The organism is Ruicaihuangia caeni (assembly GCF_029952955.1).
GTDB lineage: Bacteria > Actinomycetota > Actinomycetes > Actinomycetales > Microbacteriaceae > Ruicaihuangia > Ruicaihuangia caeni.
This window is the reverse complement of the sequence record NZ_JASATX010000004.1, coordinates 192,427-207,167: the sequence shown is the minus strand read 5'-3', so window position 1 is coordinate 207,167 and position 14,741 is coordinate 192,427. Positions and strand designations below refer to the sequence as shown.

The 14,741-nt window shown below is 69.4% G+C and carries 11 protein-coding genes; 4 read left to right on the top strand and 7 right to left on the bottom strand.

Annotated features, from left to right (window positions below):
* The first annotated feature begins 2 nt into the window (after nucleotides 1-2).
* Nucleotides 3-860: an RDD family protein gene (locus QF206_RS10745; protein WP_281489225.1), complete on the top strand. Its 858-nt coding sequence runs from the start codon at nucleotides 3-5 to the stop codon at nucleotides 858-860.
* An 84-nt stretch (nucleotides 861-944) separates the two neighbouring features.
* Here QF206_RS10745 and QF206_RS10740 read toward each other — a convergent pair whose 3' ends face one another.
* Nucleotides 945-3,530: an ATP-dependent DNA ligase gene (locus QF206_RS10740; protein WP_281489224.1), complete on the bottom strand. Its 2,586-nt coding sequence runs from the start codon at nucleotides 3,528-3,530 to the stop codon at nucleotides 945-947.
* 76 nt (nucleotides 3,531-3,606) lie between these two features.
* On the opposite strand from QF206_RS10740, the gene ku reads away from it, so the two are divergent.
* On the top strand, nucleotides 3,607-4,869 hold the full coding sequence (gene ku, locus QF206_RS10735) for a non-homologous end joining protein Ku (protein ID WP_281489223.1): 1,263 nt from the start codon (nucleotides 3,607-3,609) through the stop codon (nucleotides 4,867-4,869).
* 102 nt (nucleotides 4,870-4,971) lie between these two features.
* On the opposite strand, the gene QF206_RS10730 is transcribed toward ku, so the two are convergent.
* The 3 genes from QF206_RS10730 to QF206_RS10720 form a co-directional block, all read right to left on the bottom strand.
* Nucleotides 4,972-5,502 (bottom strand): septum formation family protein, encoded by a 531-nt coding sequence (locus QF206_RS10730; RefSeq protein ID WP_281489222.1) that lies wholly within the window; start codon nucleotides 5,500-5,502, stop codon nucleotides 4,972-4,974.
* Between the two features lie 205 nt (nucleotides 5,503-5,707).
* Complete coding sequence (gene ahcY, locus QF206_RS10725) at nucleotides 5,708-7,174, bottom strand: adenosylhomocysteinase (protein ID WP_281489221.1); 1,467 nt, start codon at nucleotides 7,172-7,174, stop codon at nucleotides 5,708-5,710.
* A gap of 113 nt (nucleotides 7,175-7,287) precedes the next feature.
* Complete coding sequence (locus QF206_RS10720; RefSeq protein ID WP_281489220.1) at nucleotides 7,288-7,518, bottom strand: DUF3499 family protein; 231 nt, start codon at nucleotides 7,516-7,518, stop codon at nucleotides 7,288-7,290.
* 44 nt (nucleotides 7,519-7,562) lie between these two features.
* Here QF206_RS10720 and QF206_RS10715 point away from each other — a divergent pair, with 44 nt between their 5' ends.
* Nucleotides 7,563-7,991, top strand: coding sequence for a metallopeptidase family protein (locus QF206_RS10715; protein ID WP_281489219.1), 429 nt, complete (start codon nucleotides 7,563-7,565; stop codon nucleotides 7,989-7,991).
* Nucleotides 7,992-8,042: 51 nt separating this feature from the next.
* Here the strand turns inward: QF206_RS10715 and QF206_RS10710 are convergent, their stop codons facing one another.
* The 3 genes from QF206_RS10710 to QF206_RS10700 form a co-directional block, all read right to left on the bottom strand.
* Nucleotides 8,043-9,536, bottom strand: a complete 1,494-nt coding sequence (locus QF206_RS10710) for a DUF5719 family protein (protein WP_281489218.1) — start codon at nucleotides 9,534-9,536, stop codon at nucleotides 8,043-8,045.
* The gene (locus tag QF206_RS10705) at nucleotides 9,523-12,654 is read right to left on the bottom strand and encodes a glycosyltransferase (protein WP_281489217.1); all 3,132 of its coding nucleotides are present in this window, start codon (nucleotides 12,652-12,654) and stop codon (nucleotides 9,523-9,525) included. Before QF206_RS10705 ends, QF206_RS10710 begins: the two co-directional genes overlap by 14 nt.
* Nucleotides 12,655-12,769: 115 nt before the next feature.
* Nucleotides 12,770-13,090 carry a WhiB family transcriptional regulator gene (locus tag QF206_RS10700; RefSeq protein WP_281489216.1) on the bottom strand — a complete coding sequence of 107 codons (321 nt, stop codon included), beginning with the start codon at nucleotides 13,088-13,090 and terminating at the stop codon, nucleotides 12,770-12,772.
* Between the two features lie 433 nt (nucleotides 13,091-13,523).
* Here QF206_RS10700 and QF206_RS10695 point away from each other — a divergent pair, with 433 nt between their 5' ends.
* Nucleotides 13,524-14,732: an acyl-CoA dehydrogenase family protein gene (locus QF206_RS10695; protein ID WP_422785385.1), complete on the top strand. Its 1,209-nt coding sequence runs from the start codon at nucleotides 13,524-13,526 to the stop codon at nucleotides 14,730-14,732.
* The last annotated feature ends 9 nt before the right edge of the window (nucleotides 14,733-14,741 follow it).

The following is a 14,741-nucleotide window of genomic DNA, read 5'->3' as shown; positions in this document are numbered from 1 at the left end:
GCATGGCTGCGCCCGACCCGAGATTCGTCGTGCAGCACGAGGCGGATGCCGATGAGCTCATCACCGGCGAAGCGGTTGGCCTCGACCTCCGTCCCACGAGCTTCGTGCTCCGCGCAGCCGGCGCGATCATCGACTTCGTCACCTACGCCGCCGGGCTGCTGGTGTTCATGCTGCTGCTGTTCCAGGCGGTCGCATGGCTCGGCGTAGATCAGGCGATGACGACAGCGCTGGCGCTTGCCGGAGTAGTGCTGTGCACTGTCGTGGTGCCACTCGTGGTCGAGTTGGCGACCCGCGGGCGCTCGCTCGGCAAGCTCGCGGTCGGTGCCAGGATCGTGCGTGACGACGGCGGCGCCATCGGATTCCGTCATGCGTTCATCCGCGCCCTTGTCGGTCTCTTCGAGATCTTCCTCACGCTCGGGGGCGGTGCAGCAGTGATCGGGCTGCTGAGCCCGCGAGCGAAGCGACTCGGCGACCTCCTCGCCGGTACCTACAGCCAGCACGAACGCCTGCCGAAGACCGACCCGCCCGTGTACGGCGTGCCTGTCGAGCTCCAGACGTGGGCGGTCACCGCCGATGTCGCGCGCCTGCCCGATCCGCTCGCGAGGCGCATCGCTGCGTTCCTTGCGCAAGCGCCGAGGTTCACTGAGACGACGCGGCAGCGGTTGAGCGCCGAGCTCGCGCACGAGGCATCCGTCTTCGTCTCGCCCTTGCCCCATGTGCCCGCAGCGCTGTTCCTCGCCGGCGTCGCGGCCCTGCGCCGCGAACGAGAGGCCGAAGCGCTCCGGCTGCAGACACGGCAGCTCGAGCAGCTCGCGCCGACGCTCGAGGCGTTGCCGCACCGCTTCCCTGAACGCGGCTGAGCGCACCGCGCTAAACCGACACTCGTCGCGCTCGCACGGTAGCTCTCGTGCCGAATACGAGCCCCAGGCCCGGACCCGCGACACCTAGATGCCCGCGCGCTCCTCGACGACCTGGTCGGGACGCTTGTCGGCCCGGAGGCCGCGCCACACGGGATGCCGGAGCCGGCGCGTCTCGGTCCACTCGGTGAAGCTGACCTCGCCGACCAGTTGCGGGCTCACCCACACGGCGTCGGCCGCGTCGGCGTCGGGAACCCCGGCGATGGCGGGCTTCTTCCGTTGCAGAGGCTCCAGCATCCGTAGGAGCGCTGCGCGGGATGCGGTATCGAATCCGGTTCCGACGCGGCCCGCATAGCGAAGGGCATCGCCCTCGGGCACTGCCACCAGCAGCGAGCCGAGGCTGCCCTTTCGCTCGCCTCGGCCCGGTCGCCAGCCGCCGATGACGACCTCCTGAGTGCTGTGGAACTTGATCTTCGTCCAGGCGCCGCTCCGTCGCCCCTGCTCGTAGTCGGAACCGACCCGCTTGGCGACCACACCCTCGAGATCGAGCGCACTCGCCGCATTGAGCGCGGCATCCACATCGCCGTCGAAGGCCGGCGGCACATCGAGCACGCCATCGACGGGCGTGATCGTCTCGCCGAGAGCCTGCCGTCGTGCCCGGTAATCGCGGCCGACCAGTGATAGCCCATCGCGCTCGAGCAGGTCGAAGGCGTAGAAGCGGACGGGCACGGCGCGTGCTGCCGCGCGGATCTCGCCCGGTTTCGTCCGGTTCATCCGCTGCTGCAACCGGCCGAAGCTCGGCCGACCGCGCGAGTCGAGCGCCACGATCTCGCCGTCGATCACGGCCGACGACGACCGAACGCCCTGCGCGATCGCGGCGAGTTCGGGGTACTGCGACGTGAGATCGCGGTCGTTTCGGCTCACCAGCGTCACCGCATCCCCGTCGACGGTCACGAGCGCCCGGATGCCGTCCCACTTCATCTCGACCGACCAGTCGCCGTCGCGAAGGTCGGCTCGCGTGCCGGCCAGCGCGAGCATCGTGCTGTAGCGGTGCGGGTCGGTGCGCAAAGCGGCCACCGGCTCGGTGGTGCTCGAGGCGTGGCGGGGTGCGACGATCGAGGCGGCGCGGGAGCGGGGCCGGCCGGCGCCTCCGGCATCCGGCTTGCGGCGATGGATGAGCCACTGGCTCTTCTCCCCCTCGCCCTTGGTGCGAATCAGGGCGAATCGCGCGGTGCCCCCGACACCCCCGCCTTCGCGACCGTGCAGAGTGACGAGCACCTCATCGTCTCGCCACTTCTCGAGCTCGTAGGTGCCGGCGTCCCAGATGGTCACAGTGCCGGCTCCGTACTCGCCTTTGGGGATGGTGCCGGCGAAGTCGCCGTACTCGAGAGGGTGATCCTCTGTCTGCACCGCGAGATGGTTCCGTGCCGGGTCTTCGGGCGTGAGCCTCGGCACGGCCCAGCTCACCAGCACGCCATCGCGCTCGAGCCGGAAGTCGTGGTGGTGACGGGTCGCGTAGTGGTCCTGGATCACGAAGCGTCCGGCGGCATCCGCGGGCGGAGGAACGAGCGAGCCGTCGTCTGCGGTGAACAACTGGCCCTCCGCCGCAGCGGCAGTGGTGCCCGAGACGGCCGCTTGCCCCGGCGGCGGCACGGGCTCTGGAGTGCGGCTGGCATCGCGCTTGGCCCGGTACGCATCGAGCGCTGAGGCGGCGGCGGGACGCGACATCCGCTCCCCTGTCTCAGTGTCGATGAGCCCGAGCAGCAGATCGCCCTGCCGGTCGAGACGCTCGAGCACCTGGCGGAAGTCGAGGTGCTCGAGGCCCGGCTGCTCGATCTCCTTCCAACTGCGAGGCGCCGCGACGGTGGGGTGCGCCCGACCTCGCAGCGAGTACGGCGCGATGGTGGTCTTCTTCGCGTTGTTCTGGCTCCAATCGATCAGCACCTTGCCGCGCCGCAGCGTCTTCTTCATATCGCTGACGATGAGATCGCGGTGGTCCGCTTCGAGCGCGCGAGCGATCTCCTTGGCGACATCGCTGAGTTGCGCCGAGGTGTACTTGCGGTCCACGTGCGCGTACAGGTGGATGCCCTTGCTGCCGCTCGTCACCGGCAGGGCGTCGAGTCCCATGCCCCGCAGGATGCCGCGCACGAGCAGCGCCACCTCGCTGCACTCCGCCAACCCCGCGCCCTCGCCCGGGTCGAGGTCGAGCACCAGCCGGTCGGGGTTCCCCTGCTTGCCGGTCTCGTCGAGCTGCCACTGCGGCACGTGCAGTTCCAGCGCGCCGAGCTGGGCGCACCAGACGAGCGTCGCGAGGTCGTTCACGAGCGGATACTGCGCCATCCGACTGGTGTGCTGCACATGGCCCCGCGGCACCCACGCCGGCGTGGAGTCGGGCAGGTTCTTCTCGAAGAAGGGCTCCAAGGGTGCGGATGCTGTGCCGACGCCGTCGACCCAGCGCTTGCGGGTGGCGGGGCGGAACGCGGTGTGCGGCAGCATGAACGGCGCCACGGCGGTGTAGTACTCGAGCACTTCGCGCTTCGTGGTGCCCGTCTCGGGATAGATGATCTTGTCGAGATGGGTCAAGCGGAGGCGGCGGTCGCCGATCGCGACGACCTGAGCGTCGCGTCCCCCGCTCGGCGCACTTCGCGCGGCGCGTGTGCTCGTTCGGGCCATGGGACATGGTGACCCGGACGCGCAAGCGCGCGCTGCGAGAGGTGGCATGAAGAGCCCGGCAGAGCACACTGTGTGCATGAGAGCCATCTGGAAAGGGGCGCTCACGTTCGGGCTCGTGAACGTTCCGGTGAAGTTGTACGCCGCTACTGAGGACCACGACGTGTCGCTGCATATGGTGCACGACCGCGATGGCGGCCGCATCCGCTTCCAGCGCCGCTGCGAAGTGTGCAACCAGGTCGTGAAGTACCAGGACATCGACAAGGCCTACGACGATGGCGAGCGCACGGTCGTGCTCACCGACAAGGACCTGGCGGCGCTGCCGGCTGAGCGGAGTCGTGAGATCGAGGTGGTCGAGTTCGTGCCGAGCGACCAGATCGACCCGATCATGCTCGACAAGAGCTATTTCCTCGAGCCCGACTCGGCATCTCCGAAGGCCTACCAGTTGCTGCTCCGCACGCTGGAGTCGACCGACCGCACCGCGATCGTGCGCTTCGCGCTCCGGCAGAAGACGCGTCTCGCTGCGCTCCGGGTGCGCGAGGGAGTGCTGGTGATCCAGACGATGCTGTGGGCCGACGAAGTGCGTGACGCGAGCTTTCCGGCGCTGGATCAGAAAGTGCGCATCTCAGACAAGGAGCTCGAGCTCTCGGCTGCGCTCGTCGAGTCATTCGCCGATGACTTCGAGCCCGACCAGTTCGTGGATGAGTACCAGCAGGAGTTGCGCACGCTGATCGAGGCGAAGCTCGAGCAGGGCGACGCCATCGACACCGAGGCGACATTCGGCGAGGCGCCAGAAGAGGAAGGCGGCGGCGAGGTCATCGACCTGATGCAGGCGCTGCGAGCCAGCGTGGCCAAGGCGCGCGGCGGGGCGGATGCCGGCGGCGCAGCAGCCGGGGAGGACGTCGGGTCCGACGAGGGTGACACTGCCGACGTCGGGGATGGCGCCGAGAAGCCGGCCGCCAAGCGGCGCGCGTCGACGACCAAGGCCAAGACGGCATCCGAATCGAAGTCGTCTCGAACGGCTTCGAAAGCGACAGAAGCCGACGAGGCAGAATCCTCGGGAAGCCCGAAGACCCCGGCGAGCGGGAAGAAGGCGACCACATCGACCAAGAGCAGCGGCGGACGCAAGACGGCCGCATCGGCTGCGAAGTCCACGACCTCCCGCAAGACCACGGCGTCATCCAAGACCACACCGTCATCCAAGAGCACGGCGTCATCCAAGAGCACGGCCAAGCCTGCAGCGAAGCGACCGGCCGCGCGGAAGGCGACCGGCGCGAAGACCACGGCGGCGAAGGCCACCGCACCGAAGACGACGGCGCCGAAGAAGCGGAAGGCGAGCTGATCAGGGCCGGACTTCCAGCATCCGAGGAGGTGTCGAAAAAGGAGCCGGAACGATTCAGGGCCGGCGCGAACGCCGACCCTGAATCGAGAGAGTGCGCTGCGGTCAGCGAGCCGCCCCGGCCAGTGTGCCGCTCACGCGGCCAGTGGTGTCCCAGATCGCGCAGACGACCTCGCGGTCATCGGCGGCCCAGGTCTCGCCCGAAGGGGTGATGGGGAAGACATCGAGCACCGACTCCTCGTACGACATGCCGACGAACTCCTCGAAGGGCGGCACGCACTGCTCGAAGGCGGCCATCATGATCGCCTCGTCGCCGGGGTACTCGCCGTCTTCCATGTCGAAGATGTGGAACACCTCGTTGTCATGCGACTCGGAGCAGGGAACGGCCGGCACATGCGCGATCGACTCGGAGGTCGTGTCGTTGAAGCAGTCGCCGACCTGCAGCGCGAACACGTCAGCATCGCCCGACTCGGTGACCTCACGGGTGTCGGCGTCGCGGGTGACGGTCTCACCACCGGGCAGCGAGCATCCGCTCACGGCGAGCGTGAGGGCGAAGACGCCGACGCCGGCCGCGATGGAGCGACGGACGGCGGTGGCTGCCGGCTGCGGAGCGGCTGCGGAGCGCAGAGCAGTCATGGTTGAGGTTCCTTCCTTGGCGCACGCGCGTCCGGCGTGCGTGCCGGCGTAGGAAGGAGCGGCGTTCGCCGGACCACGCTGTCACCCGAGCGACTCTCGGGTTTCACCCCCAGTCTAGGGGGGAGGGCGAGCGGACCGGTACGGGCCGCGGCGTCGCGGCCTTGAGGTCGCGTGCGTCAGAGCCCGGGTGCCGCGACCGTCTGCGTCAGTACCGGTAGTGCGCCACCTTGTAAGGGCCCTCGACAGCCACGCCGATGTACTCGGCCTGCTCCGGCGTGAGCTCGGTCAGTTCCACGCCGAGCGCCGCGAGGTGCAGCCGTGCGACCTTCTCGTCGAGGTGCTTCGGCAACACGTAGACGTCGAGGTCGTACCGGTCGCGGTGGGCGTGCAGCTCGATCTGGGCGAGCACCTGGTTCGCGAACGAGTTGCTCATCACGAACGACGGGTGCCCGGTGGCGTTGCCCAGGTTCATGAGGCGCCCCTCGCTGAGCACGAGCACGCTTCTGCCCGACGGCATCCGCCACTCGTGCACCTGGGGCTTGATCTCGATCTTCTCGGCCTGGCCCTCGGCGGCGAGCGCCTCGAGACCGGCGATGTCGATCTCGTTGTCGAAGTGCCCGACATTCGCGACGATCGCCTGGTGCTTCATGCCTTGCAGGTGCTCGGCGGTGATGACGTTCTTGTTGCCGGTGCCGGTCACGAAGATGTCGACCTGGTCGAGCACGCTCTCGATGCGGGCCACCTGGTAGCCGTCCATCGCCGCCTGCAGCGCGCAGATCGGGTCGATCTCGGTGACGATCACACGCGCACCCTGGCCGCGCAGCGCCTCGGCGGCTCCCTTGCCGACGTCGCCGTAGCCGGCGACGAGGGCGACCTTGCCGCCCATCAGCACGTCGGTCGCCCGGTTCAGACCGTCGGGCAGCGAGTGGCGGATGCCGTAGCGGTTGTCGAACTTCGACTTGGTCACCGAGTCGTTCACGTTGATGGCTGGGAAGAGCAGCTCACCCTGCTTCGCGAGCTCGTAGAGGCGGTGCACGCCAGTCGTCGTCTCCTCAGTGACGCCGAGGATGCCGGCGGCGACCTTCGTCCAGCGATCGGGCTGCTCGGCGAGCGAGGCGCGCAGCACGTCGAGGATCACGCGGTGCTCGTGGCTGTCGCCGGCATCCGCTTCGGGCACCGATCCCGCGGCCTCGAACTCGCGCCCCTTGTGGACGAGCAGAGTGGCGTCGCCACCGTCGTCGAGGATCATGTTCGGGCCGTCGAAGCCCTCGGCGCTCCAGTCGAAGATGCGCGACGTGGCCCACCAGTACTCTTCGAGCGTCTCGCCCTTCCAGGCGAATACCGGCACACCGGCAGGAGCGTCGGGCGTGCCGCTGCCGACGACGATCGCCGCGGCGGCCTCGTCCTGTGTCGAGAAGATGTTGCAGCTCGCCCAGCGCACGGTCGCCCCGAGGGCGACGAGCGTCTCGATGAGCACGGCGGTCTGCACGGTCATGTGCAGGCTTCCGGCGATGCGAGCACCCTTCAGCGGCTGCTCGTCGGCGAACTCCTCGCGCAGCGCCATGAGCCCCGGCATCTCGTGCTCGGCGAGGCGGATCTGGTGCCGCCCGGCCTCGGCGAGGCTGATGTCGGCGACCTTGTAGTCGAGAGCGGTGAGTGACGGCGAGACCATGGTGTCGATTCTCCCACTCCGCCGCGTGGGCGGTTGCTGCGAGGCGCGGACCCGTTGGGCGCGCCACCGCTCATCGGCGATCGTCGGAGCGCGTCGCTCGGGAGGCCGGGCGTTCAGGCGTCGACGACGCCCGGCAGGGGGTCGGTGACGAGCACATGGCGCACGACCTGCCAGCCCTGCGGTACCGACATCCGCTCGGCATGACGGGCGCACAAGTCGTAGCTGTGCGGCTCCGGGGCGAGGCTCAGCGGGCCGAGCACGGCCATCGAGTCGGCGTAGTCGTAGGTGAGCGTCGAGACCGCGTCTCGACCGCACGCGATCTTGCTGCAGGGTCGGGCACTCATGGCCCGACCAGCCTAGGCGCGGGCGCGGCGACTAGGCTTGCGCCATGCCACGAACCCGACACGCGGCGGCTCGGCGCAACGGACGGCGCGACCGGCACCGCGGGATCCGATCCTCGGTCGCAGGCCCGTTCCTGCCTCCGCTGAACGGTCGAGTCGAGTTCTTCGACCTCATCGTCGCCTCGACGGCCGACTACCTGCGCGGAGTGTTCCCCGGACAGCTCGAGGATGTGCGGTTCGAGGTGGCCGCACTGCCCGAGAAGAGCGCGGCGGATCGGCTCGAGCGGTGGCGCGTGTATCCGCGAGAGCGACGGATCGTGCTGTACCGCCTTCCTATTCAGCGCATGACGAAGCTGCACCGGAACGACGACTGGCACCGCCGTGCGGTGATCGAGAGCTGCGTGTTCCACGCGGTCGCCGAACTGCTCGGCCGCGACCCGTGGGAGATCTCGCCGGACCGCTTCCACCACTTCTAGTCCGGCTGCTTCCCTGCCGGGCCGCGCTGGCAGTCAGCGAACGCTGCGCCGCTACTGCAGCACTATGCGCACGCGCGGCTCCGCCGCCGCGGCCGCCGCCAGCGGGTACGCGGCGAGTGCGCGCTCCCCCGCGAACACCACTGCGGCGTGCAGTTGCGGCGACTTCGGGTCGTCACCAACAGCATCCGAGGCGCCGTCGATCGAGATCCTGTACGCCGAGACCGGCGCGAGCGGCATCACGGCTGCACCTCCCGCCGCGATCTCGACGATCTGAGTGTCGGCGCCCACGCGCTCGAGCGTCACGGTCGCGGGCGATGTCGACGAGTTGCTCAAGTGCAGTCGCGGGGCCGGTCCTGCTGGAACACTGAACTGCGTCGGTTCGACCAACCGGGGCGCGGCAGCAAGCCACATGAAGTCACCAGCACGGGATGCCGCGGCATCCGCCGAGCCGCTCGATCCTGGTGCGCCAGTCGCCGCCGCCGACACCGTCGACACGCGAACGCCCGCCACGAGCGGCGCGTCGCTCTCGATGCGCACGACATAGTCACCGTCTTCGAGCTCCGTGAGCGGCACCTCGGTCACCACTCCCGGCACGAGTTCGCGCTCGAGCGATCGGCCGACCCCTCCCGAGCTCACCGGGGCGATGCCGACGGTCGCCGTGACCGGCTCGTCGCCGACCGTCATGAGCCGCAGCACAGGCGCGAGATCGGCGAATCCCGCCGTCGCCAGGTGCTGTCGCACGAGTGCAGAGGCACGCACCGTCACGCCGGGAATCGTCAGCCGCTCGCCTGGCAGGGCGGAGGCGACCCAGTCGGCGCCGTCGGCGACGATGCCGCGTTCCGTGGTCTGCTGGAGGGTCGCCGTGATGCCGCCGCCTCGGCTCTGCACGCGCACGACGGGTGCTTCCTCATCAGGGGCGAACGCGGCGAGCGGCACGAGGCGCTGGGCCCGCGGCGAGATGACGATGCCTGTGGCGCCCGGCGCCGCGATGGGCCCACTTGCGCCGAAGAGCGAGATATCGACGGTGGCAGCGACCTCTGTGGGATTCGTGACGATGAGCACTCCGGTGCGCCCGACGGTGCTCGCTCCGCCGACGATCCACACGTCACTCGCCGGGGCGGCGCAGTCGGACGCCGCGAAGCCCCGCACGGCATCGCTGTCGGCGTGCTGCGATTGCGCGGCGGATACCTCGGCCGCGCCCACTCCGGGCTGGGTGACGAGACTCGGAGTCTCGCCGCCGGCTGTGCTGTCGATGCCGACGGCTTCGAGCGGTCCCGTGCTGGTCAGCTGGGCTGCGCCCACTGTGGCGAGCGCGTTCGCGTCGTGACCGGACTCATCGCCGAGGCGCAAGAGCCCGCCAGGGCACGTGCGCGACTGCGCGCTTCCCACGGGACGGACATCTGCTTCGGAGGGCTCCGCCTGCAATCGTGGAAGCGGCAGGAAGCTCGCCGCTCCAATGGTTGCTGCCGCGACTGCGAGCGCGACGATGCCGCCGGCGATCCGCAGGCCGAGAGCCGCACGGCTCACGGGCTCAGGCTCGTGCATCGGGCATCTCCTCCAGGGTCTCAGAGGAACCCTGCGTCGCGGTGCGATCACGCGTCTCGTTTGCCCCTACGAGCGCCGGCTCGGAGCGCTCGTCTCGTGGCTCGCCGACGACTGCTTCGGCGTCCGGCTCGGCGCGGCGGCGCCTGGACGCGGCGACGATCTCGGCATCCGTTGCGCGACGAATACGGCGGTGCCGCACTCCGGTCGGTAGCGCGAGCAGCAGGGTGAGCCCGATCACCGTGCCGACGACGATGTTCACTAGCAGCGGGCGGGTGCCGGCATCCGGAAGCTCGAGGGGTGCGGTGCTCGGCTCCACCACCCGCCAGAGCGTGCCGTAGCGCGTCTCTCCCACCGCCACGAAAAGGTCGTTCTGGTCAAGCGCCTGAGCGGCTTGTGCCGTCGCATCACCGTGGGCGACTGCGGTCGGCCGTGCAGAGATGGCGGCGGCTGAATCGGCCCCGGTTGCCGGCGTCGCCAGCACGACGAAGCCGATCTTCAACGCGTCGAGCGCCGGGCGGGCGTCGTATCCACTCGGCACCGAGAGGTTCGCGGCGAGCTCGCCGATGAGGGCGGCCCGCTCGGCGGCGTCGCCATCTGAAGCACGCCCGACCGGTGACGCCGCAGCGAGCGTCGAACGCTGATCGAGCGAGGCGCCGGCGCCCCGCTGCAGCTCGGCGGCGAATCCGCTGGAGTCGGGCAGCGCGCGCAGCAGCAGTGTGCCGAGCTCTGGATCGCGGGCCGCCTCAGCCGTCACGTAGGCGGGGAGCATCGAGCCGTCCGTGCCTCGGACGGCAGCCGTGCCCAGATGCGGGGCGGCGATGAGGGGTGATGCGAGCAGCATCAACGAGATCGCGCTCACGAGCCCTGCGGGCGCCACAGCGACGCGGATGGCGTCGAGCGCCGCGGCTGCTGCGATGGTGATTCCGAGCCAGTAGAGACTGAGTCCCGCACCGGGCCAAATGGTGAGCGGCTGTCCGTCGACGAACACGAGCGCGACGTGCGAGCAGGCCACCGCGGTCACGTAGCCGAGCAGCGCCAGCACGAGCGCTGGCAGTGCGATGCGCGCCGAGCGCAGGAACATCGCGAGCAGCGCCAGCACCGCGATCGGCGCTGTGAGCGCCGCGACGACGACCGCCGCAACCGGTGTGCCCTCGAAGCCGAGCACCGCGGCGATGGCCGACCATCCGTGCAGGCCGAGCTGAGGCGCACCGAGGGCGAGTTGCCACCCGGAGTCGATGGCACCGGAGGCGGGAAGCGCCGGCACTCCGGGCTCGGCGAACACGGCGAGCGGCGTCCCTTGACGCAGGTGGTCCATGAAGTACGGGGCGAAGAGCACGAGTGCAGGAATCGGCGCGATTGCGAGCCGATGGATCGAGCGAGGGCGGGTGGCCATCGAGATCACCCAGGCGATGAGCAGTGCCGGCCAGAGCATCGGAGCGCACGCCACGACGACGGCGAACAGCAGTGCCGCGGCCCCGGCTGCCGTCCAACTGCGCAGTGCGAGGAGGCCCGCGAGCAGGAGCCACGGCAACACCGCGTGGGCGATGGAGGCGCCGAGGTGTCCCTGTGTCAGACCGGTCAGAAGGGGCGGGGCGAAGGCCCACGCTAGGGCGCCGACGTTGGGGGCCCACGATCGCTTCGAGAGCCGAGCGATGACCAGCCAGGCGCCGATGGCGGCCACCGGCATGGCGAGCAGCGTGACGGCGATGATCGCGGTGGAGGGAACCCAGAATGCCATCGAACCGAAGACGGCGAGCACCCAGGCGAAGGGGTCTGCGGCACCAATGAAACCGGCGCCGGCATCCCTCCAGCCCACTCCGGTGTTCGACCAGAGTTCACCCGGGGTGACGCTCAGCGGCGCGAGTCCACCTCCGCTGAGCGCCGCGGATGCCGCGAACCCGCCGAACGCGACGACCGCTGCCACAGCGGCGAGCAGCGCCACCCAGGCGCCTCCGCCCGTGAAGAAGTCGGGATGCTCTTGAGCACCGTGCGGCCGCAGGGTGCCGATCGCTCGCTCGTACCGGTCGCGCTCATGAGCTCGCAGCTCGCGCTTCTCGGCGATGGTCATGCGGAGCGGGCTGATCGCGGGCCAGCCCGCCGAGCGGTGCCGGCGCAGGTTCCTTCGCGCCGGGAACACGCGTGCGCCGCCGAACATGACCGCGAGGGCCGCGGCGAACTCACCTGGGATGAAGTCGGGCCGTTTGGAGATGAGGTGCCCGAGCGAGCGCAGGATCGCCAGCGGCAGCAACGAGAGCCAGTGGATCGGGAGCGCGGCGGCCGGCGCGTACACCATCCGACGGTGCAGTTGCGCCGTCCTCGCGATGCGGTGCTGCGCGATGCCCGACACCGCTCGACGTCCGAAGAGTTCAGGTCCGCCGGCGCTCAGCACCCGCGCGTCCGGCACGCCCACCACCCGGAACCCGGCGAGACGCGCTCTCACACAGAAGTCGAGTGCGGCATCGGCGCTCGGCAACGCCGGGTCGAAGCCGCCGAGCGAAGCCCAGACGGAGCGGCGCACGAGCATGCCGCCCGCTGCGACACCGAGCACATCACTCTTCGTGTCGTGCTGCCCCTGGTCGAGCTCATCGCGCACCGTGATCACCGATGTGCCGTACTTCGTGAGCGTCTCACCCCATTGCGAGATGACGCCTGGGTCATCGAACCGCATCAGCTTGGGGCCGGCGACCGCAACGGAGGGAGCGACCTCGATCGCGCTCAACAGCGCGGCGAGGGCGTGCGGCTGGGGCGCGTTGTCGTGCGCGAGCAGCCACAGCCACTCGTCGTCGGCGGTTGAAGCGCCGCTCGGTCCGGCGGGCGTCGAGGCCGCACCGGGAAGGAGCGCCGACACTGCCGAAGCACCGGATGACGCCGGAACGGATGCGGGGGCCACTCGCAGCGCCGCACTGACAGCGGCCCCGAAGCTCGGCCTGCCTTCGACGCGTATGACCTGCGCGGCGCCCGATTCCGAAAGGATCGCCCCCGAGTCGTCACTCGACGCGGCGTCTACGGCGATGAACGCGTCGGGGCGGCGCGACTGGGATTCGAGCGCCTGAAGGGTGCGCCGCAAGTACTTCGCGCCATCTCGGGCGACGACGATCGCAGTGACTCGGGCGGACATCGGTACGAGCCTAAGTGGGGCGCAGGCCGGGGAGGGACTGACACACGCGGGCGGCTCGGAACGCGTCAGCGACCGGGCTCCCGCTCAGCGGCATCCGCGATACTGCGACGCGGAGTCAGACCGCTCGGCGGCGCAGCTTGCGGCGTTCCCGCTCAGAGAGCCCGCCCCAGATGCCGAAGCGCTCGTCGTTCGCAAGCGCGTATTCGAGGCATTCGGAGCGCACTTCGCACGAGGTGCAGATCTTCTTCGCGTCGCGGGTCGATCCGCCCTTTTCGGGGAAGAAGGCCTCGGGGTCGGTCTGAGCGCAGAGGGCGTCGGTCTGCCAGGCGAGCGGATTGTCTTCATCGACGATCGCCGGGCGGATGCCGGGGATACCCAGCCTCACGGGGTCGACATACCAGTCGTCGGGCACTCCGCTGCGGTATCCGCTTGCCATCTGCCTGCTCCCCTCAAGGTTTCTGGACTCGCTTAGCGATAATTACACTCTTGTAGTTCACCCGCGTCAAGTCGCGGATTCTAGAACTCTCAACTCAGGTCTGAAGGTTGCGCCGCGCCGGTGAATGTGTCACAAATCGCTGAGCGCGCCGTTTTGCCTCGAACTCGCCTTCACTACGAGCCCGAATCCCGCTGCCCTTTTCGCCCTGAACGACCGCCGACGCGCTAGAGCGCTGACACCCGACGGCCCGCCCAGAAGCGGGAACTACCCGCACGCCGCCTGAGCCGGGCGACAACCGAGCCAGACGGTGCACCTGCCGCGTTGGTGGAAATCGCCAACGGGATGTCGCGGCATCCGCACTCGGTTCTACAGTGAGCAGCATTCGGGCGCCGAGAGCACTGCGCCCGGTCGAACCTCAGCGATGGAGCAGGCAATGGCGCACACCTCGACGACGGACGCCCCGGCGAAGTACATGCCGGTCGTTGGCGACTTCTACGACTTCTCGAGCATCTTGAGCGAGCAGGAGCGCTCGCACCTCGCGGCGCTGCGCGAGTACCTCGAGCGCGAAGTGCGGCCGATCGTCACCGAGCACTGGGTGAACGCCACATTCCCCCGTGAGCTCGTGAGAGGACTCGCGGATGCCGGCGCCACCGGGTTCGCCTGGCCCGAAACGAGACGCTTCGAAAACTCGGCGGTGTTCCGGGGGTTCATCACGATCGAGCTCGGGCGGATCGACGCCAGCGTCGCCACCTACATCGGCGTGCAGAACGGACTCGTGATGGGCACCTTGGGCGTGTGCGGCAGCGAGGCGCAGCGCGCGGAGTGGCTGCCGAAGCTCAACTCCGGCGAGGTGGTCGGTGCGTTCGGCCTCACCGAGCCTCTCAGCGGCAGCGACAGCGCCCAGGGGCTCCGCACGACCGCGAAGCGCGAGGGCGACCACTGGGTGCTGAACGGCCGGAAGCGCTGGATAGGGAACGCGACGATCAGCGACGTAACGATCATCTGGGCGAAGGATGCCGATGACGGCAACGTCAAGGGGTTCATCGTGCCGAACGACACCCCGGGCTTCACCGCCACCAAGATCGAGAACAAGCAGAGCCTGCGCATCGTGCAGAACGCAGACATCACCCTCGAGAACGTGCGCGTGCCCCACGAACTCAAGCTCGAGCATGCCAACTCATTCCGAGACACCGCCAAGGTGCTGCGCCTGACGCGCGCCGAAGTCGCCTGGGGCGCCGTCGCCAACGCCATCGGCGCGTATGAGGTCGCCCTCGCGTACGCCAAGGCGCGCGAGCAGTTCGGCAAGCCGATCGCCGGGCATCAACTCGTGCAGGATCTGCTGACGAAGAGCCTCGGCAACATCACCGCTTCGCTCGCGATGTGTGTGCGCGTCTCGCAAATGCTCGACGAGGGCACCCAGCGCGATGAGCACTCCGCCCTCGCCAAGGCGTACGCGACCGCGCGCATGCGTGAGGCGGTCGCCTGGTGCCGCGAACTGTTCGGCGGCAACGGGATCGTCTCCGAGTACGACGTGGTGCGGTTCTTCGCCGACGCCGAGGCGCTGTACTCGTACGAAGGCACGCGCGAGATGAACACCCTGATCGTGGGCCGGGCGATCACCGGTCACGCAGCCTTCGTGTGACCCGCGCCA

Excerpts from the sequence above, each read along its gene's own strand:
- QF206_RS10720 (WP_281489220.1), bottom strand. The coding sequence starts at position 7,518 with ATGAGTGCCCGACCCTGCAGCAAGATCGCGTGCGGTCGAGACGCGGTC.
- QF206_RS10695 (WP_422785385.1), top strand. The coding sequence starts at position 13,524 with ATGGCGCACACCTCGACGACGGACGCCCCGGCGAAGTACATGCCGGTC.
- QF206_RS10700 (WP_281489216.1), bottom strand. The coding sequence starts at position 13,090 with ATGGCAAGCGGATACCGCAGCGGAGTGCCCGACGACTGGTATGTCGAC.
- QF206_RS10730 (WP_281489222.1), bottom strand. The coding sequence starts at position 5,502 with ATGACTGCTCTGCGCTCCGCAGCCGCTCCGCAGCCGGCAGCCACCGCC.
- QF206_RS10705 (WP_281489217.1), bottom strand. The coding sequence starts at position 12,654 with ATGTCCGCCCGAGTCACTGCGATCGTCGTCGCCCGAGATGGCGCGAAG.
- QF206_RS10745 (WP_281489225.1), top strand. The coding sequence starts at position 3 with ATGGCTGCGCCCGACCCGAGATTCGTCGTGCAGCACGAGGCGGATGCC.
- ahcY (WP_281489221.1), bottom strand. The coding sequence starts at position 7,174 with ATGGTCTCGCCGTCACTCACCGCTCTCGACTACAAGGTCGCCGACATC.
- QF206_RS10715 (WP_281489219.1), top strand. The coding sequence starts at position 7,563 with ATGCCACGAACCCGACACGCGGCGGCTCGGCGCAACGGACGGCGCGAC.
- QF206_RS10710 (WP_281489218.1), bottom strand. The coding sequence starts at position 9,536 with ATGCACGAGCCTGAGCCCGTGAGCCGTGCGGCTCTCGGCCTGCGGATC.
- QF206_RS10740 (WP_281489224.1), bottom strand. The coding sequence starts at position 3,530 with ATGGCCCGAACGAGCACACGCGCCGCGCGAAGTGCGCCGAGCGGGGGA.
- ku (WP_281489223.1), top strand. The coding sequence starts at position 3,607 with ATGAGAGCCATCTGGAAAGGGGCGCTCACGTTCGGGCTCGTGAACGTT.